16 protein-coding genes are annotated in these 21,224 nt (G+C 71.3%); 10 read left to right on the plus strand and 6 right to left on the minus strand.

Going from position 1 to position 21,224, the window contains the following annotated elements; genetic code table 11:
- Window positions 1-38 precede the first annotated feature (38 nt).
- The 5 genes from ACQVFL_RS19340 to ACQVFL_RS19360 all read left to right on the plus strand — a co-directional run bounded on the left by ACQVFL_RS19340 (window position 39) and on the right by ACQVFL_RS19360 (window position 9,789).
- A complete protein-coding gene (locus ACQVFL_RS19340; RefSeq protein WP_431727231.1) occupies window positions 39-5,207 on the plus strand; it encodes a type I polyketide synthase in 5,169 nt (1,722 codons plus the stop codon).
- On the plus strand, window positions 5,204-6,847 hold the full coding sequence (locus ACQVFL_RS19345) for a (2,3-dihydroxybenzoyl)adenylate synthase (protein ID WP_396697190.1): 1,644 nt from the start codon (window positions 5,204-5,206) through the stop codon (window positions 6,845-6,847). Before ACQVFL_RS19340 ends, ACQVFL_RS19345 begins: the two co-directional genes overlap by 4 nt.
- Window positions 6,848-7,053: 206 nt before the next feature.
- Window positions 7,054-7,524, plus strand: coding sequence for an enediyne antibiotic chromoprotein (locus ACQVFL_RS19350; protein WP_396697188.1), 471 nt, complete (start codon window positions 7,054-7,056; stop codon window positions 7,522-7,524).
- Window positions 7,525-7,941: 417 nt separating this feature from the next.
- Window positions 7,942-8,805: an alpha/beta fold hydrolase gene (locus ACQVFL_RS19355; protein WP_396697186.1), complete on the plus strand. Its 864-nt coding sequence runs from the start codon at window positions 7,942-7,944 to the stop codon at window positions 8,803-8,805.
- A gap of 222 nt (window positions 8,806-9,027) precedes the next feature.
- Window positions 9,028-9,789, plus strand: coding sequence for a hypothetical protein (locus ACQVFL_RS19360; protein ID WP_396697184.1), 762 nt, complete (start codon window positions 9,028-9,030; stop codon window positions 9,787-9,789).
- A 78-nt stretch (window positions 9,790-9,867) separates the two neighbouring features.
- Here the strand turns inward: ACQVFL_RS19360 and ACQVFL_RS19365 are convergent, their stop codons facing one another.
- Entirely contained in the window at window positions 9,868-10,353 is a 486-nt protein-coding gene (locus ACQVFL_RS19365; RefSeq protein WP_431727232.1) for a DUF6069 family protein, read from the minus strand.
- 280 nt (window positions 10,354-10,633) lie between these two features.
- Between ACQVFL_RS19365 and ACQVFL_RS19370 the strand changes: the two genes are divergently transcribed.
- Window positions 10,634-11,845, plus strand: a complete 1,212-nt coding sequence (locus tag ACQVFL_RS19370; protein WP_396697180.1) for a cytochrome P450 — start codon at window positions 10,634-10,636, stop codon at window positions 11,843-11,845.
- Window positions 11,846-12,005: 160 nt separating this feature from the next.
- Here ACQVFL_RS19370 and ACQVFL_RS19375 read toward each other — a convergent pair whose 3' ends face one another.
- Window positions 12,006-13,136, minus strand: a complete 1,131-nt coding sequence (locus tag ACQVFL_RS19375; protein WP_396697178.1) for an abortive infection protein — start codon at window positions 13,134-13,136, stop codon at window positions 12,006-12,008.
- Window positions 13,137-13,300: 164 nt separating this feature from the next.
- Here ACQVFL_RS19375 and ACQVFL_RS19380 point away from each other — a divergent pair, with 164 nt between their 5' ends.
- A complete protein-coding gene (locus ACQVFL_RS19380) occupies window positions 13,301-14,053 on the plus strand; it encodes an SDR family NAD(P)-dependent oxidoreductase (protein WP_396697176.1) in 753 nt (250 codons plus the stop codon).
- 324 nt (window positions 14,054-14,377) lie between these two features.
- Here ACQVFL_RS19380 and ACQVFL_RS19385 read toward each other — a convergent pair whose 3' ends face one another.
- Window positions 14,378-15,205, minus strand: coding sequence for an SAM-dependent methyltransferase (locus tag ACQVFL_RS19385; protein WP_396697174.1), 828 nt, complete (start codon window positions 15,203-15,205; stop codon window positions 14,378-14,380).
- A 178-nt stretch (window positions 15,206-15,383) separates the two neighbouring features.
- Between ACQVFL_RS19385 and ACQVFL_RS19390 the strand changes: the two genes are divergently transcribed.
- Window positions 15,384-16,430: an RNA polymerase subunit sigma-70 gene (locus tag ACQVFL_RS19390; RefSeq protein WP_431727233.1), complete on the plus strand. Its 1,047-nt coding sequence runs from the start codon at window positions 15,384-15,386 to the stop codon at window positions 16,428-16,430.
- A 24-nt stretch (window positions 16,431-16,454) separates the two neighbouring features.
- Here ACQVFL_RS19390 and ACQVFL_RS19395 read toward each other — a convergent pair whose 3' ends face one another.
- Complete coding sequence (locus tag ACQVFL_RS19395) at window positions 16,455-17,138, minus strand: O-methyltransferase (RefSeq protein WP_431727234.1); 684 nt, start codon at window positions 17,136-17,138, stop codon at window positions 16,455-16,457.
- Window positions 17,139-17,358: 220 nt separating this feature from the next.
- Between ACQVFL_RS19395 and ACQVFL_RS19400 the strand changes: the two genes are divergently transcribed.
- Complete coding sequence (locus ACQVFL_RS19400; RefSeq protein WP_431727235.1) at window positions 17,359-18,156, plus strand: Ku protein; 798 nt, start codon at window positions 17,359-17,361, stop codon at window positions 18,154-18,156.
- Between the two features lie 13 nt (window positions 18,157-18,169).
- On the opposite strand, the gene ACQVFL_RS19405 is transcribed toward ACQVFL_RS19400, so the two are convergent.
- Window positions 18,170-18,712 carry a carboxymuconolactone decarboxylase family protein gene (locus tag ACQVFL_RS19405; RefSeq protein ID WP_396697236.1) on the minus strand — a complete coding sequence of 181 codons (543 nt, stop codon included), beginning with the start codon at window positions 18,710-18,712 and terminating at the stop codon, window positions 18,170-18,172.
- A gap of 243 nt (window positions 18,713-18,955) precedes the next feature.
- Here ACQVFL_RS19405 and ACQVFL_RS19410 point away from each other — a divergent pair, with 243 nt between their 5' ends.
- A complete protein-coding gene (locus ACQVFL_RS19410; protein WP_396697166.1) occupies window positions 18,956-20,554 on the plus strand; it encodes an NAD(P)-binding domain-containing protein in 1,599 nt (532 codons plus the stop codon).
- Here the strand turns inward: ACQVFL_RS19410 and ACQVFL_RS19415 are convergent.
- Complete coding sequence (locus ACQVFL_RS19415) at window positions 20,525-21,160, minus strand: nitroreductase family protein (RefSeq protein ID WP_396697234.1); 636 nt, start codon at window positions 21,158-21,160, stop codon at window positions 20,525-20,527. The genes ACQVFL_RS19410 and ACQVFL_RS19415 overlap by 30 nt on opposite strands.
- Window positions 21,161-21,224: the final 64 nt, after the last annotated feature.

Raw genomic sequence — 21,224 nt, forward strand, 5'->3', positions numbered from 1 at the left:
GCCGCTTCCGGTGCCCCGTCACGCGTCAAGGAGCTGTTATGACCTCGTCCGAGCCCATCGCGTTGGTGGGTATGGCATGTCGCTTCGCTGGTGACGTCGATTCGCCCGAACGGTTCTGGGCGTTGCTGCGCGACGGCCGCGACACCGCCGGGCCGATCCCCGCCGACCGCTGGAGTTGGTACGCCCGTCAGGGTCCCGAACATGCGCAGGCGGTCGCGAGGGCGACGGGGTACGGCTCCTTCCTGACCGACATCGCCGGCTTCGACGCCGACTTCTTCGACATCACGCCTCGGGAGGCGGCGCTGATCGATCCGCAGCAACGGATCGTGCTGGAGCTGGCCTGGGAGGCGCTGGAGCACGCCGGAATCCCGCCGCGCGGGTTGGCCGGTGGCGACACCGGCGTCTTCATGGGGGTGGGCGCGGACGACTACGGTCGGCGGCTGCTGGAGGACCTGCCCCGCATCGAGGCGTGGACCGGGATCGGCGGCGCGTACTGCGCGGTGGCCAACCGGGTCTCCTACGTGCTGGACCTGCACGGACCGAGCATGACCGTGGACACCGCCTGTTCCTCCTCGCTGGTCGCCATCCACCTGGCGGCGCAGGCCCTGCGTGCCCGCGAGTGTGACCTCGCCCTGGCCGGAGGGGTACTGGTGATGGCTGCCCCCGGTCTCACCCTGGTCCTCGACGCGGCCGGGGCGACCGCGCCGAACGGGCGATGCAAGTCCTTCGACGCCGGTGCGGACGGCTACGGCCGGGGCGAGGGCGGAGGTGTGGTGGTGCTCAAGCGCCTCGCCGACGCCCGCCGTGACGGAGATCGGATTCTGGCGGTGCTGCGCGGCAGCGCCGTCCGCCAGGACGGTCGGACGAACGGCATCATGGCCCCGAACGGGGCAGCCCAGGCCGAGCTGATGCGCCGGGCCTGCCGCGACGCCGGTGTGGACCCGCACACCGTCGACTACGTCGAGGCGCACGGCACGGGCACGCCGGTGGGCGATCCGCTGGAGGCTGCGGCGCTGGCGCAGGTCTACGGCGTCGGGCGGGAAGCCGCCCGACCGCTGCTGATCGGTTCGGTGAAGCCGAACATCGGCCACCTGGAGGCCGGCGCGGGCGTCGCCGGCGTCATCAAGACGGTGCTCGCCCTGCGGCACGGACACCTGCCGCCGAGCCTGGGGGTCACCCACCCCAACCCGGCCGTGGACTGGGAGTCCTGCGGAATGCGGGTGGTCCGGGAGGTGACGCCCTGGCAGCGTCGGGCGCACCCGCGACGGGCGGCGGTCTCCGGATACGGGTACGGCGGCACCATCGCCCACCTGGTCATCGAGGAATCCGACGCGGCACCCGAACAGACCGGGCGACCGGGGCCGGGCGGTCCCCGCCTGTACCCGTTGTCCGGCGCGTCCCCCGCCGCCCTGCGGCAGTACGCCGAGCGCCTGGCCACCCGCCTCGAGACGGGTCCGGCGCCGTCCATCGTCGACGTCGGGCACACCCTCGCCCGGCGGCGCGGGCATCTGCCCTACCGTGCCGCGGTCGTCGCCGCCGGGCGGTCCGCGCTGGTCGACCGGCTCCGGGAGATCACGCCGGCCGGACGCAGGGGTGTCGCCGACCCCGCACCGGGCGGCGACCGGGGAGCCGTCTGGGTCTTCTCCGGGCACGGCTCGCACTGGACCGGGGTCGGCCGCGACCTGGTCGAGGACACCCCGGCGTTCGCCGATGTCCTGGACCGGCTCGACCCGGTCTTCCGGTCCGAGGTCGGGTGGACGCCCCGGTCCGCGCTGTTCGACGACCGGGCCCAGCCGGTGGACGTGGTCCAGCCGATGATCTTCGCCGTGCAGGTCGCACTGGCTGCCACCTGGCGGTCGCTCGGGCTGCGGCCCGCCGCCGTGATCGGTCACTCCGTCGGCGAGATCGCGGCGGCGGTGACCGCCGGGATGCTCACCCTCGACCAGGGTGCCCGGCTCGTCTGCCGCCGCTCCACGCTGTTGCGCGACGTCGCCGGGGCCGGCGCGATGGTGCTCGTCGACGTCCCGGCCGACGAGGCACGGCGACGGCTGCGGGGGCGCTGCGACGTGGTCGTGGCGATCGACGCCGCACCCCGCGCGTGTGTTCTCTCCGGCGATGTCGCGGCGGTCCACGCCGTCGCCGAGCGTTGGCGGGACGCCGGGGCGCGGGTCAGGCCGATCAGGTCCGACGTGGCCTTCCACAGTCCGCAGATGGACCCGCTGCTGGACCGGCTGCGGGCCGCGGCGGCCGACCTGCGCCCCACCGGCGCCCACACACCGGTCTACACGACCGCGCTCGCGGACGCCCGCTCGGCCGCACCTCGGGACGGCGGCTACTGGGCACGCAACCTGCGGGACGCCGTCCGCTTCGCCCCGGCGGTGACCGCCGCCACCGAGGACGGTCACCGCCTGTTCCTGGAGATCTCCGGGCACCCGGTCGTGGCTCACTCGATCGACGACACGCTGGCGTCGTTGCCGGTCGCCGACACCCGGGTGGTGTACTCGCTGCGTCGGGGCGGCGCCGGCCGGGAGGCGCTGCTGACCGGTCTGGGCGAGCTCTACGGTTGTGGCGCGGAGGTGGACTGGTCGGCGTTGTGGCCCGACGGTGGGCTGACCGACCTGCCCACGCCGGCCTGGCAGCGCAGCCGGCACTGGGCGGTGGAGCCACCGCCGCCCACCGCCGGGAGCGGCCCCGACCGTGCCGGTCACACGCTGCTCGGCAGGCGGACGGTGGTCCGGGGCGCCTTCCCCGCCGACGTCTGGCTGACGCGCCTGGACCAGGGGAGCCGCCCGTACCCCGGTGAGCACCCGGTCCGTGGTGTGGAGATCGTGCCCGCCGCGGTGCTGCTGACCACCCTCCTCGCCGCCGCCTCGACCGGGCGAGGCTGGTGGGACCTGGTGGACGTCCTCCTGCGGACGCCGGTCAGCGTGACCCGGCCCCGGGCGGTGCAGGTCGTCCGGCAGGGCGAGGAACTGCGGCTGAGCTCCCGTGTGCTCGGCGAGGACCCGGATGAGGACGCGGGCTGGCTGACACACACCTCCGCCGCCGCTGACCCGTACGCCGGTCTGCCGGGGCCCCCCGAGCCGCCGTCCACGGTGACCGGCCCCCTCGACGAGAGGCACGTCGTGGAGCGGCTGGCCGACCTCGGCGTCGCGGCGATGGGTTTCTCGTGGACCGTGCGCCGTCTCGGCCAGACCTCCGACGGCCTGGTCGGCGTCGTCGATGTCGACGATGCCCCCGACGCTGCGGGCTGGGCACCGATCCTGGACGCCGCGTTGTCGATCGCGTCGGTGGTCTTCCCCGGGCCGCCGGTGTTGCGGATGCCGGCGTCCGTCGCCCGGGTCACGCTCTGCCCGACCGCGGTCGCCCAGGCCCGGATCACCGTCCGGCGTCGGGGTGCGGACGTCGTCGACGTGGAACTGGTCAACGTCCACGACGAGGTGGTCGGCCGGCTGACCGGCCTGCGCTACGGACTGCTCGACCAGGACGTGGCGCGACTCGACGCCCGCACCCCGGTGCTCTACGACACCGCCTGGCGGCCGGCACCGCACCTACTCGGCCCTCCGCCGGACGGGGCGGTCCTGGTCGGCCCGAGGTCCCCACTCGGCGACGATCTGGCCGCACAGATGGTCGCGCACGGCGTCCGCTGCCGGCAGGTCACCGACCCGGACCAGATCGTCGGCGACGAACTGCTCGACGGCCGGGCCGTCCTGGTGGTACCCGCCGAGGCGGCCACCGACGACGTGGCCGAGCTGGTCGCGGCGAACGCGTGGTTGCTGACCCGGACCGCGCGCCGGGTCGCGACCGGGCAGGGTGCCCGCCTGTGGTGTGTGACGCGGGGTGTCCGATCCGGCGACCGGCACAGCGCGCTCGGTCACGGCGCGCTGTGGGGATTGGGTCGGGTGATCGGCAGCGAACGGCCCGAGAGCTGGGGTGGCGTCGTCGACGTCGGTGCCGACCGACGCGACCTGTCCACCCTCGTCGCCCTGGTCGGCGCCGGCCATGGTGAGGACCTGGTGGCGGTGGGCGGGGGCGAGGCGCTGGTCCCCCGGCTGCGGGCGGTCACCGATGGACCCCTCGCGCCGTCGTTGGCCTGCCGTCCCGACGGCACGTACCTGATCACCGGTGGCCTGGGGGCGCTGGGGCTGGAGGTGGCCGCGTGGCTGGCCGACCGGGGCGCCCGCCGCATCGTCCTGACCGGACGGCGCGGCCTGCCCTCGCGCGAGACGTGGGACGGGCTGACCGACCCGGGGCAACGCGCGGCGGTACGGACCGTGCGGGCACTGGAGCGGGCCGGGGTGACCGTCGTCGTCGTGCCGTGCGACATCGCCGACGCGCAGGAGGCCGTGCGGCTGCTGCGACCCGCCGCGTACGGGCTGCCGCCGATTCGCGGGGTGGTGCACGCGGCCGGTGTGCTGGACGACCGCACCATCGACACTCTCGACGAATCCTCGCTGCGACGGGTGCTGCGGCCCAAGGTGGCCGCACTGACCCTGCATGCGCTCTTTCCGCCGGGCAGCCTCGACTTCTTCGTGTCGTTCTCCTCGGTGGGCCAGCTTCTCGGCCTGCCCGGTCAGGGCAGCTACGCCGCGGGCAACGCCTTCCTGGACTGCCTCGCCCGCCACCGGCGTGCGGCTGGTGACACCGGGACGAGGAGCATTCGGTGGACCTCCTGGCGTGGGCTCGGGATGTCCACCTCCAGCGCCGTCATCGACACGGAACTCGCCGCGCGAGGCGCTGCCGACGTCAGCGTCGCCGAGGCGTTCGCCGCGTGGGAGCAGGCGCACCGACATGATCTGGGCGAGCCGGTCGTGTTGCGGGTGCTCCCGCCGACCGCCGGTGGTCACCGACCGCCGCTGCTCGGCGAGCTGTCCGGCGAGGACGGACCGCACAGCGCGTCGGACGGTGGCGGCCCGCCGTGGGCCGGACTGGACGACACCGCGCTCCATGCACATCTGCGGGACCGGATCAGCGCCCAGGTCGCCGACGAGACACGGCTGCCTCGCAGTGAGATCGACCCGCTCCGCCCGCTGTCGGAGATGGGCCTGGACTCGGTGATGACCACCCGGGTCCGGGCGGCCCTGGAGCGGGAGTTCCACCTCGCGCTGCCGGCCACCCTGCTGTGGGACCGGCCGACGGTCGAGGCGATGGCGGAGTACCTGGCGGATCGACTTCCGAACACCACCGCTTGGAGGAGCACGCGATGACGACCGACGACGGGCTCGTACCCTGGCCGGAGGATCTGGCGTACGCCTATCGGATGGCGGAGTGCTGGCGTGGCCGCCCGCTCGGTGCCCACCTGTGGGAGTGGGCGGACCGGTGGGGTGATCAGGTCGCGGTCGTCGACGGCCCCCGCCGGGTGACCTACCGGGAGCTGGCCGAGTTGGCCGATGGGCTGGCCGAGCACCTCAGCGAGCACGGGCTGCGCCAGGGTCACCGGGTGCTGCTGCAGCTACCGAACTGCTGGGAACTGGTGGTCGTCATGCTCGCCTGCTTCCGGCTCGGGGTGGCTCCGGTGATGATGCTGCCGCAGCACCGCGAGCACGAGCTGTCCGCGATCGCCGCGCACGTCGACGTCCGGGCGTTGGTGGTGCCCGACCGTTGGCGCGACTACGACCACCAGGCGCTCGCGTACCGAGTGGTGGCGGGGTTGCCCGGCCCGACCTCCGTGTTCGTCTTCGGTGACGATGTCCGCACGCTCGGGGTCGACGGGCGGGCGCTGTTGCGGGCCGACGGCGACGTCGAGGCACGACGTCGCCGGCTGGACGCGTGCGCGCCGGCCGGTGGCGACGTGGCGCTGTTCCTGCTCTCCGGCGGCACCACGGCGGTGCCGAAGGTGATCGCCCGCACCCACGACGACTACGAGTACAACCTGCGGCGGTGCGCCGACGTGTGCCGCTTCGGGCGGGACACCGTCTACCTGGCGGTGCTGCCGGTGGGGCACAACTTTCCGCTGGCGAACCCGGGGGTGCTCGGGACGCTGTACAGCGGAGGGCGGGTGGTCCTGTTGCCGTCTCCCCGTCCGGGACCGGCGTTCGCCGCCATCGAGGCGGAGCGGGTCACGGCGACCTCACTGGTACCGGCGGTGGCGATCTCCTGGACGGCTGCGGCCGACTGCGGCCGGGACCTGTCCAGCCTGCGGCACGTCCACGTCGGTGGGGCGATGTTCGCTCCCGAACTCGCCTCGGCGCTCGGTTCCGCCCTCGGGTGTGAGGTGCAGCAGGTCTACGGCATGGCGGAGGGTCTGGTCTGCTACACACCGATCGGCGCGCCGCCCGAGATCGCGCACCACACGCAGGGTCGACCGCTCAGCCCCTTCGACGAGTTGTTGGTGGTGGAGCCCGACACCGAACGACCGGTCGACCCCGGTGTCTGCGGTGAGCTGCTCACCCGTGGCCCGTACACGCCGCGCGGTTACTACCGGGCACCCGAGCAGAACGCCGTCTCCTACACCGCCACGGGCTGGTACCGCACCGGCGATCTGGTCCGGCTCACCGGGGACGGCGATGTCGTCGTCTGCGGACGGATCAAGGACATGATCAACCGGGCGGGCGAGAAGATCTCCGCCGGTGAGGTCGAGGCCCTCGCGCTGGAACTGCCGGAGATCGCCGAGGTCGCGGCCGTGGCGATGCCCGATCCGGCGGTCGGCGAACGGCTCTGTCTCTTCGTCCGGCTGCATCCCGGGCGCAGGCTGACACTGCGCCAGTTGGCCGGGGCGCTGACCGTTCGCGGCCTCGCCGCGTTCAAGGTGCCGGAGCGCCTCGTCGTGGTGGACGAGCTGCCGCACACTCCGGTCGGCAAGCCGGACAAGAAGGCGCTGCGGCTGATGTTGACGCCTCGCGCATGATCGCTGGAATTTCCCGCCCGGGACCGCTCAGTCGCGGGTAGATGCATCGTCATAACTGTCAGAGCGCTCTTGAAGCGGCTCGACGGACGACGATGTATCACGACACGGGTGCCCATGTTCTGTCGAGTCACGTCACCCGTTCCCTCGGGAACGGAAACGACCGGTCCCCGCAGAATTGTGCCCGCATTCAAGAAATGGAGCATCACGTGTTCGCCAGAGACCGGAAACGCACCCTGTCCCTCCTCGGCGCCGGCGCGGTGGCGGCCCTCGCCTTCTCCGTCGCCGGGCCGGTGCCGGCCGTCGGCGCCCCGACCACGCCCGGCGAGGCCCCCGCACCCGCCGTCCCGACGGTCACCGTCACCCCGGCAACCGGCCTCGCCGACGGCCAGGTGGTCACCGTCAACGCCACCGGCCTGCGCCCGAGCAGCGTCTTCCACATCGGCCAGTGCGCGATCGTCGACGACGCCATGCCCTGCAACGGGGGCGAGACCATCGACGTCAGCACGACCACGTCCGGCACGCTCTCCGCCAGGCTGGCGGTGCGCCACATCTACCAGGGCACGCTCGGCCCGGACGGCACGCCGTGGGGGGTCGTCGACTGCAACAAGGCGCCGTGCGGCATCGGGATGTTCAATGACTTCGGCGAGGGCGCGGGCGCCGAGATCTCATTCCAGTAGTCACACGCAGATTGTTCCGGATCGCGCTTCGAGCGCGATCCGGAACAGTCCCATTCGACCTTCCGTCTAATCAGTCCACGCACCCCGTATGACAGTTCTTGGCGCACCTTTCATCAGATCGGAAGCTGCGTCGGGTCATTCGAGCGGACCATTGAGGCCGCCGACCGATCTGCGACCGGCCGCACGCACGGAGATGCCGGCCACGGCGGTGCGCCCTACCGTCGGACCCACGACTCGTCGCGCGCGTCGACGTCACCCCGCCGGATCCGCGCCTGCGCGGACGGACCGCCCGAGGCCGGCGTCACCCCTCCTGCGAGATGGACGACCAGGCCCGTACCGCTGCCGCTCGGTGCGGGCGTCGTGGCTCGCCGACGCAACCGGTGCAGGCGCGCCCGGCGTCCGACTCAGGAGGTCCACATGCGTCCGGTCCGGTACGGCACCCTCGAGGTCCCCGGCGCCCAGTTGTACTTCGAGGTCCGCGGCGACGGTCCGCCGCTGCTCTGCATCCCCACCGGCAACGGCGACGCCACCCCGTTCGGCCCCTTGGCGGGCAGCCTGGCGACGCGGTACACGGTGATCACCTACGACCGGCGGGGTTTCTCCCGAAGCCCGGTCTTCGATCCGGTCGTCGACGATCGTCGTGTCGAGGTGGACGCCCGGGATGCCCGCCATCTGTTGGACCATCTCGCCGACGGACCGGCGGACGTGTTCGGCACCTGCTCGGGAGGCATCGTGGGGCTGGCTCTGCTGCAGGCCCACCCGCACCGCCTGCGCACCGTGGTCGTGCACGAACCGCCACTCGTGTCGATCCTGCCCGACGCCGCGCACTGGCTCGGGTTCTACGACGACCTGTACCTCACCTATCGCGAGCGTGGCGGCGAGGCCGCCCGGGAGTTGTTCCGCGACCACGTGGGCCTGGCGGGCGAGACACGGCCGCCGGAGGACGCCCGGCTCCCACCGGATCAGCTCGCGCAGCTCCAGGCCCGGCTCCACCGCAACCAGGTGTTCTGGTTCGAACACGAGACCCGCAGCTTTCCGGCGTACCGGCCCGACCTGGAGCTGCTGCGCCGGTACGCGGCGCGATTGGTGCTGGCCGGCGGCAGTACGTCGCGGGAGCAGTTCGCCTACCGCCCGAACCAGGCTCTGGCCCGGCTGCTCGGTCTCGCGCTGATCGACTTCCCCGGCGGTCACGTCGGACACGTCACCCACCCGTACGAGTTCGCCGACCGGCTCGCCGACGTTCTGGGTCGGGCCGGGGAGCACTCGATCGACCGTCCCTAGCCGGTAGCGCATCGGTGGTGCGGTGGCGAACCCGATACACGACCGTTTCGTATCACCTGCATTTGCCGGTCTCGACCGCTCCGCACTACGGGAGGCGGAGCGTGTCTCGGGTTCCGACATACTGATTTCACGAGGCGCCAGAAAGGGGAGGGCGACGTTACGCCTCGGTGATCGAGGAGTATTTCCGAGATCACGAACCACCATTTCGACATGGAGAACAACATGCGTAAGAAGCGAACCGTAGTCACCCTCACCGCGGTGGCACTGGCCGCCCTGACCGCGCTGTTCCTCGCGGGGAACGGGGCAGCCACCGCCGGCTCCCAGCAGGCCGTGGTCGCCCAGACCGAGTTCAGCAACGAAGATCTCCGGCAGATCCTGGTGCCGGAGAGCGAACAGCGCAAGACCGCATCCATCGTTCACCCCACGGTCACCATCGCGGAGGCAGTCGCCACCGGGCAGTTCGGCACCGGGCCCGGCATGACCTCCGAGCCCCGTGCCTGCCTGGAGATGACCAGCGCCCTGGGCGATCTGCGCGGGATCGAGGGGTACATGCACGCTGGCGAGCGGTCGCAGGCCGCCGCGCCGGAGAGCCTCCAGCGGTACTTCATGACCGCCGTCTTCCAGATCCCCGGCGGTGCCAGCGCGGCGATCGACAAGGTGGCGAAGGTGCTGCGTACCTGCAGCGCCGGCACCATCAAGCTGGACACCGGCAACGGTACGCCGCTGAACGGCACCATCTCCTACGCGGAGCACGAGGCGCCGGCGCTGCGCGGTGCCCGCACCTTCGCCTCGACCCTCACCACCGTCCTTCCCTGGTCCAACCCGTCGTCGTCGGACAAGTCCGTGCAGTCGGTCGCCGAGTGCGACGCCCAGCTCACCCTGGCCGCCAACGGTGACCTGCTGATCTGGTCGGTCGAGCCGACCAAGCAGCTCGCCGTCAACTCGGTCAGCACCGTCCACCAGCGGGCCCTGGCCCTGCGCTGATCCCACCGTCGCCCTCCCAGGTCGTGCCTGCGCCCTCCGGCGCAGGCACGACCCTTTTCGGGTCGACGATCGCGGTTCTCAGCGGCGGACGCTGCGCAGCATCGCCGCGATGAGGACCCCTCCGACGGCGAGGTGCATCAGTAGGAGCACGGCCGTCGCGGCACCGGTCTCCGCCATGAACGGCCCGGCGAGGGAGAGCAGCGTGAAGAGCACCGCCACGATCACCCAGATCCGCAGGCCGTGTCGGGTGACCCGCTCCAGCAACGCGAGCAGGCCCCAGCCGAGCAACGAGGTGATCAGCGAAGAGGCGATCACCGCGCCCACACCGATCTCCATCGGCGGTTCGCCCGAGGCCACCGTGGCCATCAGGTCCACCCCGGCCAGCGGCACCGCCACCACCCAGATCACCACCGCCGCCAGCACGGCCGCCAGAACGCCGATCGCGCGCTGACGCCAGCGCGGCCTGCTCCTTTCCGTCGAATCTCCGGTTGCCGATGAAACGGCAGAATCCATGGCCTTTCCCCAATCGTGTGAGTGGATTCGCGACACGGGTGCCCGGCACATCTGACGAACAATTCGGGTGACCCGGATCCTACCGTCGACCAACCCATACCGGGAGGGCTGACCGAACCTATTTTCGCAAACATCTCCGTCGATGCTGAACAAGAAGGTTGACGAAGGCGACGTCGTGGCGATTCGAGGTGGCTGACGTCTTTCGTCCTGCGCCGGCCGTGGTGCCGATGCGCACGCGACAAGAAGACACCCTGCGGCCTCCCGGTCAGGCTGAATGGGCCCAGACGCCCGTGGCGCCCGGCGACGGGAGTTGCGACCAGGAGGAGAACCGATGTCGACCCCCACGACGACGCCCGACGAGCGCCCGGCCTTCCCGATCGGACGCCAGTGTCCGTACCGACCGTCCAGCGACTATGCGGCGTTCCGGGCCGAGGGACCCCTGTCCCGGGTGCGTCTCTACGACGGACGAGAGGCGTGGCTGGTGACCGGGCATGCGGAGGCTCGATCGCTGTTGGCCGACCGTCGTCTGTCGATCAACGCCCGCGCAGAGGGCTTCCCCGCACTCAGCGCGGAGATGGCGGAACTGGCGAACACCGGCTACACGGATGTCCTGATCGGTGTCGACCCGCCGCTGCACACCCGGCAGCGCACGATGCTGATCCCGAGCTTCTCGGTCCGGCGGATGAACGCGTTGCGTCCGGCCATCCAGGACATCGTCGACCAGCGGATCGACGCCATGCTGGCGGCGGGTTCGCCAGCGGATCTGGTGGCCGAGTTCGCGCTGCCGGTGCCGTCCATGGCGGTCTGCGTGCTGCTCGGCGTCCCGTACGAGGACCGGGTGGCCTTTGCCCGCCCGGCCAGGGAGCTGTTCGACGCCGACCCGGGCCGGGCCGCCGCGGCGATGACCGCTCTGACCGACTACTTCGGTCGGCTGATCGCGGCCAAGGAGCGTGATCCGGGTACCGGGCTGCTCGACGACCTCATCGCCGATCAGGTACGCAGGGGGCGCCTCAGCCGTGACGAGCTGGTCATCTACGCGATGCTCATGCTGATCGCCGGGCAGGACACCACCGCCAACGTGATCTCCCTGGGGAGTCTGGCGTTGCTGGAGCATCCCGACCAGTTCGCCACGCTCCGGGCCGACCCGGAGCTGGTGACCGGTGCGGTCGAGGAGATCATGCGGTACGTCTCCCTGGTCGAGGCGATCTCCCGGGTGGCGGTGGAGGACATCGAGATCGCCGGACGTCGCATCAAGGCCGGCGAGGGCGTGCTGATCGGTGCCGCCGCCGCCAACTTCTCCACCGCGCTGGTGCCCACTCCGGACGAGTTCGACGTGACTCGGTCGCCGCGCCATCATCTCGGTTTCGGTTTCGGCATCCACCAGTGCATCGGGCAGAACCTGGCCCGCATCGAGCTGGAGCTGACCTTCCGCGCGCTGACCCAGCGGCTGCCGGGTCTTCGTCTCGCCGTGCCGGCGCAGGAGATCCGCAGCAACGTCACCGGTCCGATGGAACGGCTGACCACCCTGCCGGTGGCCTGGTAGAGCCGCCCGGTCCGGGACGTCCGGCCGGCGTGTCGGGCCGTGACGTCGGCCGCGCCTGGCCGCCATGGAGGCGACCGGCCGCCCCGCGGCGGCGAGGCGCGTTCATCGGGACCGGCACCCGACGGCCCGCCGCCGACTCCATCGGAGGCGGGCCGTCGGGTCAGCAGGTTCGGTCGGTGCGCGGTGCCGCTCCACCCAGTGCGGCGTAGCGCGCGGCGAGGGCATGGAAGGACTGCTTGGGCTCCCACCGGTAGGGCGACGCCGGATCGTCGTGGTACTCCCGGATCGTCCGGACCAGCGCCATGCTCGCCACGTCGAGGTCGACGCGGGGATCGACGGAGAACGGGTGGGTCGGATGGATGAATTCACTGACCGCCACGCCGTGCACCCCGGCCCGGACGAAGACGTCCAGCATCCGCTGATGGAACTCTGCCTGAGCAGGCTCGTCGCGCCGCACGCCGGGCCGGACGGTCGGCACGGCGCCGCTGCGGTCGACCACGTCGAAGGAGAGGAATGCCTGCTCGGCCGCTCGCGTGTGCGTCGCGGTGCCGAACTCCGCGATCATCACCGGCTTGCCCCACCGGTGGTACCGCGTGATCTCCGCGACGCGGTCCTCGTCCCGGGCCGGATAGCCGAGCGTGTAGAAGTGCATCAACCGGATCACGTCGCACAGCCGCCAGTCGACGTCCTCGAACGGTGCCGCCGCGTAGCCGACCTCGCCGGAGAAGTGGGACCGCACGACCCCCAGCATCCCGTCGAGGAACTGGTTGAGCCGCTGATTGCCGTCGACCAGGTCGACCGGATCGGTCGGCCGCAGGAGGTGGTGGTCGGCGTCGGCGAAGACGTTGGCCATCCGCTCGTGGTAGCGCCCACCGGGTAGCAGGCCCGGGGTGAACACCGAGTGGACACAGCCCGCGGAGAAGCTCACGGCCGCCCCGTCGCGACGCAGTCGCTCGGCGAGACGGGCCGCCTCGGCCAGGTGGTCGACGACCTCCGACTGCGGCCGGTCGACGAGTCGTGGCTGCCACCAGACGTGCAACCCGACCTCGGCGGCTGCCCGCGCGGTGTCGTCCAGGCGTCCGAGGTCGCTGCCGTAGACGGTCACCGAGTTGCAGTGCAGCCGCCGGCGGATCGCGCCGATCTCGTCCACCATCCGGTCGGTGCTCCAGAGCACCCGGGACAGCTCGCCCTGCCCGGTGGCGAAGTTGGTGCCGGTGTCGTAGGCGACACCCACCGAGCGCAGGACTCCGGCGGAACCGGAGGAACTGTCGGGCTGCGGGCTGCGAACCATCGCGATCTCCCTGGTGACGTGGGACGGACGACCTGTCCGGGCTCGACCCTGCCAACCGTCGTCGTCATCCCGCACCTTCGGACGTGCGACCAGTCGACACTGCCGCCGCGTGACCGAGCACGCACGAAGGTGCTCGGTCCGCCCGTCGCTGCCACGCTGGGCACATGGCGGAGTTCGACGGCAGGGCCGTCCTGATCACCGGCGGCGGCAGCGGCATCGGCCTGGCCACCGCGCGTACCTTGCTGGACGCGGGGGCGCAGGTGGTGCTCGCCGGCCGTGACGCCGCGCGACTGCGGGGTGCGGTCGAGACCCTCGACGCTCCCGCACGTGTGACCGCGGTCCCCACCGACGTGTCGAGGGAGTCCGACCTCGACCGTCTGATGGCGGTCGTGGCAGACCGCGTCGGCCGGTTGCACGGGGTGTTCGCCAACGCCGGCGTCGCCCGCTTCAACCCCTGTGCTGCGGTGACCGGGGACGAGTACACCGACCTGCTGGACACCAACGTGCGGGGGGTCTTCCAGACGATTCAGAAGTCACTGCCGTTGTTGGCCGACCGGGCGGCGATCGTGGTCAACGGCAGTTGGCTGGTGCACCGCGGCCTGGCGACCACGCCCCTGTACGCGGCGGGCAAGGCCGCGGTGGTGAACCTCGCGCGTTCCCTCGCCGCCGACCTGGGCACCCGCGGCACCCGGGTGAACGCGGTGAGCCCCGGCTACATCGTGACGGACATGTTCCTCGGCATCGCCGATACGGCGCAGGCCCGGGAGGGTGCCCGCCGTCAGGTGCCGTTGGGGCGGCTGGGGCGCCCGGCGGACGTGGCGCAGGCCGTGGCCTTCCTGCTCTCCGACCGCGCCTCCTACATCACCGGTCAGGAACTGCTGGTCGACGGCGGCCTGATCACCTCGGTGCCGAACTGATACCTGGTGGCCCTCCGACGGGACGAGGCCACCGTCGCCGACCGGATCGGCGTTTCAGGCGTGGTGGATCCGGTACCCCACGCCGGGCGGGCACCGCGCGATCGTTGACCCCACGAGGAGGTCGCGCGGTGCCCGCCCCGTTCGCGCCCGCTCCGGTCCGCTCGCCATCGGCGGGTCCACCGTCCGTCGTCGGATTGACCGGCACGAGCCTCGATCCCGCCGGTGAGGCGAGGCATCGGTACCGGCCCCGACTCATCGCCGGGGCCATCGGCGACGACGAGCGGGCCCTGACACCCGGGTCTGCTGCGCCGGAGCAGGCACAGGTCAGAGATACGGCTTGCGGGCGGCGACGATCGCGTACCCGATCTCGGTCCGCCTCCCGAAATAGTCCCGGTAGGACGCCGCCAGAGTGGCCACCGTCTCCGCTCCGAAGCGTGCGGTGAGCTCGTCGCGCAGCTCCTCGATCCGGTCGAGATACCGCAGTCCCATGCCGTACACCCGCGGTCCGCACTGGGTGTACTCCTCGACGTCGAAGCCCGCCGCGCCGAGCAGCGAGGTCCACTCCGCCACGGAGTGCAACTGGTTGATGCTGAAGAGCGCCATGAAAGGCGCCACCTGTGCCGCGCTCACGTGCGACTCACGGGTGCAGTCGGTGATGGCCAGCCGACCGCCGGGGCGCAGCACGCGGTGGAACTCGGCCAGTGCCACCGCCACGTCGACGGCGTGCACCATGGCCTCGACGGCCACCACGGCGTCGACCGAGCCGTCGGCCAGGGCGAGTTGGTGGTAGTCACCGAGGGCGAAGTCGACCCGCGCGCCGAGTCCGGCCCGCTCGGCCCGGCCGCGTGCCTCCTGCACCTGGACCGGACTCACGGTCACACCGGTGACCCGGACTCCGTACTCCTCGGCGAGTTGTACCGCCGGGGCCCCGACGCCGCAGCCCGCATCCAGGACGTGCTCGCCGGGACGCAGGTCGATCGCGTCGCCGACCTTGCGGGTGATCCGGCGGGCCGCCTCGACGACGGGGGTGTCGTCACGGTCGTCGTACCAGTAGGACAGGTGTTCCTGACCGTCGATGAAGACCTGCGACAGCGCGGCGGTGGAGTCGTAGAGCCGGCTGAGCTCGTCGGTGCTGGGGGTCGTTCGGTCCATCGCTCCTCGTTTCGGTGTCGCGCCGCTCCGATCGCTAATCACCCTCACATCCACATCGGGGCCACTCATCTCCCGTGTTGCCGGACGCCGCCGTCGACACTGACAGCAACCGCCCGGCGACCGCATCGGTATAGTGAGCCGTGGATGCTTGATCCACGATGGAGGGGAAGAGGCTTCGATGGCCGACCTCGGCGCGGACGCGCCCGCGCACGACACCGCGCAGAAGCCCGCCATCATCGACGAGACCGCCTTCGCCGCACTTGTCGACCGGCACCGGCGCGAGTTGCAGGTCCACTGCTATCGGATGCTGGGGTCCTTCGAGGATGCCGAGGACCTGGTCCAGGAGACCTACCTACGGGCGTGGCGCAAGCGCGAGACGTTCGAGGGGCGATCGGCCGTCCGCGCCTGGCTGTACCGCATCGCCACGAACGTGTGCCTGGACTTCCTGCGGGCCAACGCGCGTACACCGATGCCGTACCGGCAGCCGGCGCTCGGCGCGGATCCGGACGTCCCGGGCGGTCCCACCGACGAGGTGCCCTGGCTTCAGCCGTACCCGGACCGACTGCTCGACGTCGTCGCGTCGCCGGACAGTCAGCCCGACTCGCAGGTCGTGGCCCGGGAGACGATCGAGCTCGCCTTCCTCGTCGCGATCCAGCATCTGCCGGCTCAGCAGCGGGCCGTGCTGATCCTGCGTGACGTGCTCGCCTGGACGGCGAACGAGACCGCCGCGATGCTCGACATCAGCGTCCCCTCCGCGAACAGCGCACTCCAGCGCGCCCGCGCCACCCTCAAGGATCGGCTGCCGCGGCGTCCGATCGAGTGGGGTCCGACCACGGACCCGGCGGAGGCGGAGCGGGCCCTCGTCCATCGGTGTATCGAGGCGTTGGAGAAGGCCGACGCGGCGAGCTTCGCCAAGCTGCTGCGCGAGGACGTCCGCGTCACCATGCCGCCGGACCCGTTCTGGATCGTCGGCCGGGAGGCCTTCACCGCCGGGCTGCTCGCCCAGTTCGACCCGACCTCGCCGGCCTACTTCGGCGAGTGGCGCGCGCTGGGGACACGCGCGAATCGGCAACCGGCGGTCGCCGGGTACGTCCGGCGGCCGGGCGAGTCGCTGTACCGCCCGCAGGTGCTGAACGTCTTCCGGGTGGAGGGCGGCACGATCACGGAGATCACCGCGTTCCCGCCGGAGGTCTTCTCCGCCTTCGACCTACCGGAGCAGTTGTGAGCGGCCGGACGGCGGCGGTGTCGGTCAGCGCCGCCGTGCGACGGTGAGGCCGTCGGCGATCGGCAACATCACGGTCTCCAGCCGGTCGTCGGCCGCCACGGCGGCATTGACCGCACGCAGTACGCCGGCACAGCGCCGTTGCATGGGGTCGGTGGCCAGATCGGGTGCGGTCACGAAGCCGTCCAGCAACACGTTGTCCAGCAACAACAGGCCACCCGGGCGGAGTAGCGGCACCGCCAGCTCGTAGTAGGTCGGGTAGTTCAGCTTGTCGGCGTCGACGAAGACGACGTCCACCGCGGCCTGGCGTGGCATCGCCCGGAGGCTGCGGGCAGCCGGTCCGAGCCGGAACTCGATCCGGTCCGCCATCCCGGCCTGCTGCCAGTGGGTCCGGGCAAGGTCGTGCCACCGGTCGCTGTTGTCGCAGGTGATCACCGTGCCTCCGGGGGCGAGACCGCGTGCGAAGGCGAGGGCCGACAGCCCGGTGAAGGTGCCGAGGTCGATCACCGTGCGGGCGTGCACCAGCCGGGCCAGCAGGGTCAGCAGCGCGACCTGTTCCGTCGGCACCATCATCCCGGCGACCTCGCCGAGCCGTGCCGTGGCGGCGACCAGGTCGCGTACCGCTTCATCCGGCGCCGAGGTCGAGGCGAGCAGGTATTCGCGCAGCACCTGGTTGACCGGTACGTGTTTGGCGGCTGTGCCGTCTCCCACCGCGTCTGTCCTCCCCTGGTCGCTGGGCCGGTGCCCCGAGCTGGCGGGCACGGGTCTGGATCTCGGTCCGATCGTCGTCGTGCGGTCCCGGCAGGCGCATCCTCCACCGTGCCGAGGCGGCGTCTCGGGGTCGGCGCGGGTCGCGCACGGCTGAGGAAGCGACTGCCCGTGACGCCGTGCCACGCTGACGCCAGGGATCACGACCAGCCAGGGAGCGGTAATGCGGGCAATGTGGAAAGGCGCCATCTCCTTCGGTCTCGTGTCGATCGCCGTGCGGGTACATGCCGCCACGGAGGAGAAGACCGTACGGTTTCGGCAGGTGCACCGCGACGACGGCGGCCGGATCGGCATTCGCCGGTTCTGTGACGACTGCGACCGTGAGGTGGCCTACGAGGACGTCGCCAAGGGGTACGAGACCGACGACGGGCTGCTGGTCGTCGTCGGCGACGAGGAGTTGGCCGCGCTGCGTCCGCCGGCATCGCGCGCCATCGAGGTGGGCCGGTTCGTCCGCGTCGACGAGATCGACCCCGTCCTCTATGACCGGACGTACTTCCTGGAGCCGGACGACATCGCGGTGCTGCCGTACACGCTGTTGCGTGACGCGTTGCGCGGCAGTGGTCGTGCGGCCCTCGCGCGGGTGACGTTGCGTCAGGTGGAGCGTCTGGCGGCGATCCGGGTACGCGAGGACATGCTCGTCATGCACACGATGGTCTGGCCGGACGAGTTGCGCGTCCCGGAGTTCCCGTTCCTGTCCTCCCCGGTGGTGGTGCCGGCGCCGGAACTCGCCCGCACGACCTCGCTCGTCGACGCGATGACCGACCGGTTCGATCCCGACGACGAGCGGGACGAACACCGGGCCGCGGTGCTGGCGTTGGTGGCCACGAAGGTCGGCGGCACCCCGGAGGGCGCGGTGGCGTCGGTTCCGGCCGCTGACGCCGGAGCAACGTCAGCGTCGCCGTCGGAGGTCGTGCCGGCGCAACCCGCGCCGCGCCGGCCTCGCGCCAGGAAGGCCGCGTAGTCTCCGGACGGCCTCAGGTGCCGTAGCCCTCCGTCACCACCCGACGTACCGAGTCGCCGTATCCGTCGTGGCTCTCCGGTGCCACCGTGCCCAGTCCGTCGACGTATCGGTTGAACATGCAGAATGCGGCGGCGATCAACACCGTGTCGTGGATCTCGACGTCGGTGGCGTCCTGTTCGCGGGCGGCCCGCACCAGTTCGCCGCTGACGTCACGGCCCGACCGCTGCACCGCCGCGGCGATGCCCAGCAGGGCCTTGAGCTTGGCCGAGATCGGCGCGGACTCGGGGTCGGCGCGGACCTGCTCCACCAGCGGCAGGCCCTCGTCCAGTTGGGCGGCGGCGAACAACGAGTGCGAGGTACAGCAGAATTCGCACTCGTTGCGGCCGGAGACGTACGCGGCGATCAGCTCCCGCTCTCCCCGGCTCAGTGAGCTGGGGCCGCGCAGCAGCACCTCGGCGAGTTCGTTGAGGGGTTTGGCGGTCTCGGGGCGGTACCGCATCAGGCCGACGATGCCGGGGTGCTTCGCCTCGTCGAGGCCGAGATCGATGTGCGCGATGAGGTCACCTCTCAGGTGGACGGTGTGGCTCTCCGGCGGCCTTCGGACGCCTGCGGTCATCGGATGGTGGCACGCGCAGCGGTCGTGGACTTCTTCGAACGTGCTCAATTTCCCGCCGTCCATCGCCGTTCTCCGAGTATCGGGCCCATCGGCCCGGCTCTGGCGTGTCCGAGGCCGTTGACAGCACCCCGTCCGGATCGGGACCGTCGTGTTCTCGGCACCGGCGAAGTGGAGGCGTGGCGGATGGACGACACCGGTTCCGGCGTCAGCGCGCAGCACCGCTATGTGATCATCGGTGGAGGGCCGGCGGGCCTGCAGCTCAGCTACTATCTACACCGGGCCGGCTGCGACTACCTGACGGTGGAGCGGGAGTCCGCACCGGCGGCCTTCTTCCGCCACTATCCGCGGCACCGCCGGTTGATCTCCCTGAACAAGGTGCACGCGGTCAGCGACGACCCGGAGATCCGGCTGCGGTGGGACTGGAACTCGCTGCTTCAGGAGCCGGCTGAGCTGCCCTTTCCGAAGTACAGCCAGGAGTACTTTCCGCACGCTGACGACATGGTGCGCTACCTGGACGACTTCCACCGCCACCACGAGCTGCGGATCCGGTTCGACACCGCGGTCGAGCGGATCGAGGCGACCGGGGACGGATTCGTCGTGCACACCACCGCCGGCCCGATCGGTGCCCGCTGCGTCGTCGTGGCGATCGGCTGGGGTCGGCCGAACGTCCCGCCGATACCGGGGATCGAGCACGCCGTCGGCTACGAGGAGTTGGACGTCGACCCGAGTCGCTATGCGGGTCAACGGGTCTTGATCATCGGCAAGGGCAATTCCGCGTTCGAGACCGCCTCGGCCATCCTCGGCCACGCCGCGATGGTGCACCTGGCCAGTCCTCGGTCGATTCGGCTGGCCTGGAACACCAAGCATCCGGGAGACGTCCGCGGCCATCACGGGGCGGTGTTGGACAGCTACCAGTTCAAGACGCTGCACGCGGTGCTCGACTGCGTCATCGACGAGATCCGGCGCGACGGTTCCCGGTACGAGGTCCGGCTGACCTACACCCACGCCGACGGCGAGACGGCGGTGCTGCCGTACGAGTCGGTGCTGAGGTGCACCGGCTTCGCCATGGACACCAGCCTGTTCACCGACGGATGTCGCCCCGAGTTGGTGCCCAGCGGTCGCATGCCGGCGACCCGGCCGGACTGGCAGTCGACGAACGTCGACGGGCTCTACTTCGCCGGGACCATCGCCCAGGCCCGTGACTTCAAGCGGGCATCGTCGGCTTTCATAGATGGATTTCGCTACAATCTGCGGACGCTGACGGCGCTGCTCCGCGAGCGGTACGAGGGAGTCCCCCTTCCGCACCGCACCGTCCTGCGCACTCCCGACGCGCTGACCTCGCTGGTGCTGGACCGGGTGAACTGGAGCTCGGCCCTGTGGACCCAGTTCGAGTACCTCTGCGACGCCCTGGTCGTCGACGACGTCGCCGGCAGCGTGCGGCACTACACCGACCTGCCGGAGGACTACGCCCGGGAGCGCTTCCACGACCAGCCGCACTACTACACCTTCGGCCTGCGGTGGGGACGCGAGGACTACCGCGACGTCTTCGCCATCGAACGGCACCCACAGCCGGACCGCGCCGCGGAGAGCGCCTTCATCCACCCCGTCATCCGCCGCTACCACGGCCGGACGCAGGTGGACGAACTCCACCTGCTGGAGGATCTGCTCGCGCAGTGGCGCCGCCCCGACCGGCACATCGAGCCGCTGCACCGGTACTTCACCCGGGAACTCGGTCGGTCCCGCCGCGGCGGGTCAGAGCCGGACCAGGACCTCCCGCAGTGATTTGCGGTCCAGGTGCGGCACGGTGGCCCCCGGTGCCGGGTAACCGACCGGCATCACCACGTACGGCCGCTCCTCGGCGGGACGGTCACAGACCTCGTTGAGGAAGCGCATCGGCGAGGGTGTGTGGGTCAGCGTGGCCAGTCCGGCGTGGTGCAGGGCCGTGATGAGCACACCGACGGCGATCCCGACGGACTCCTTGACGTAATACGGCTTGGGTGAGTTCGGTCCCTGGTGCACCTCGAAGACGACGATCACCACGGGAGCGTCCGTGAGGAACGGCTTGCGCCAGTCGGTGCCCAGCGGCGCGATCGCGGCGAGCCACTCGGCGGTGGCCCGTCGTTCGTAGAACTCCCGTTCCTCGGCCTCGGCGGCGGCGCGCAACCGTCGTTTGCGATCCGGATCGGCGACCACGACGAACCGCCACGGCTGCACGTTGGCACCGCTCGGAGCGGTGGCCGCCGCCCGGACGGCCTGCTCGACGGCCTCCATCGGCACCGGCCTCGGGGAGAAGTGCCGCACCGACCGTCTCGTGGCCATCCGGTCCGCGAAGGCTCGGCTCACCCCGACCGTCTCCGTCTCGTCACGTCTCACCGGCTGCTGACCCATGCCTCTCGCCTCCATCGACCCTCTCCTGCCCTCGGGTACCAACCCAGCATCCCCGTCCGAGCCG

Origin of the sequence: Verrucosispora sp. TAA-831 (assembly GCF_050780145.1) — a bacterium.
Taxonomy (GTDB): Bacteria; Actinomycetota; Actinomycetes; order Mycobacteriales; family Micromonosporaceae; genus Micromonospora.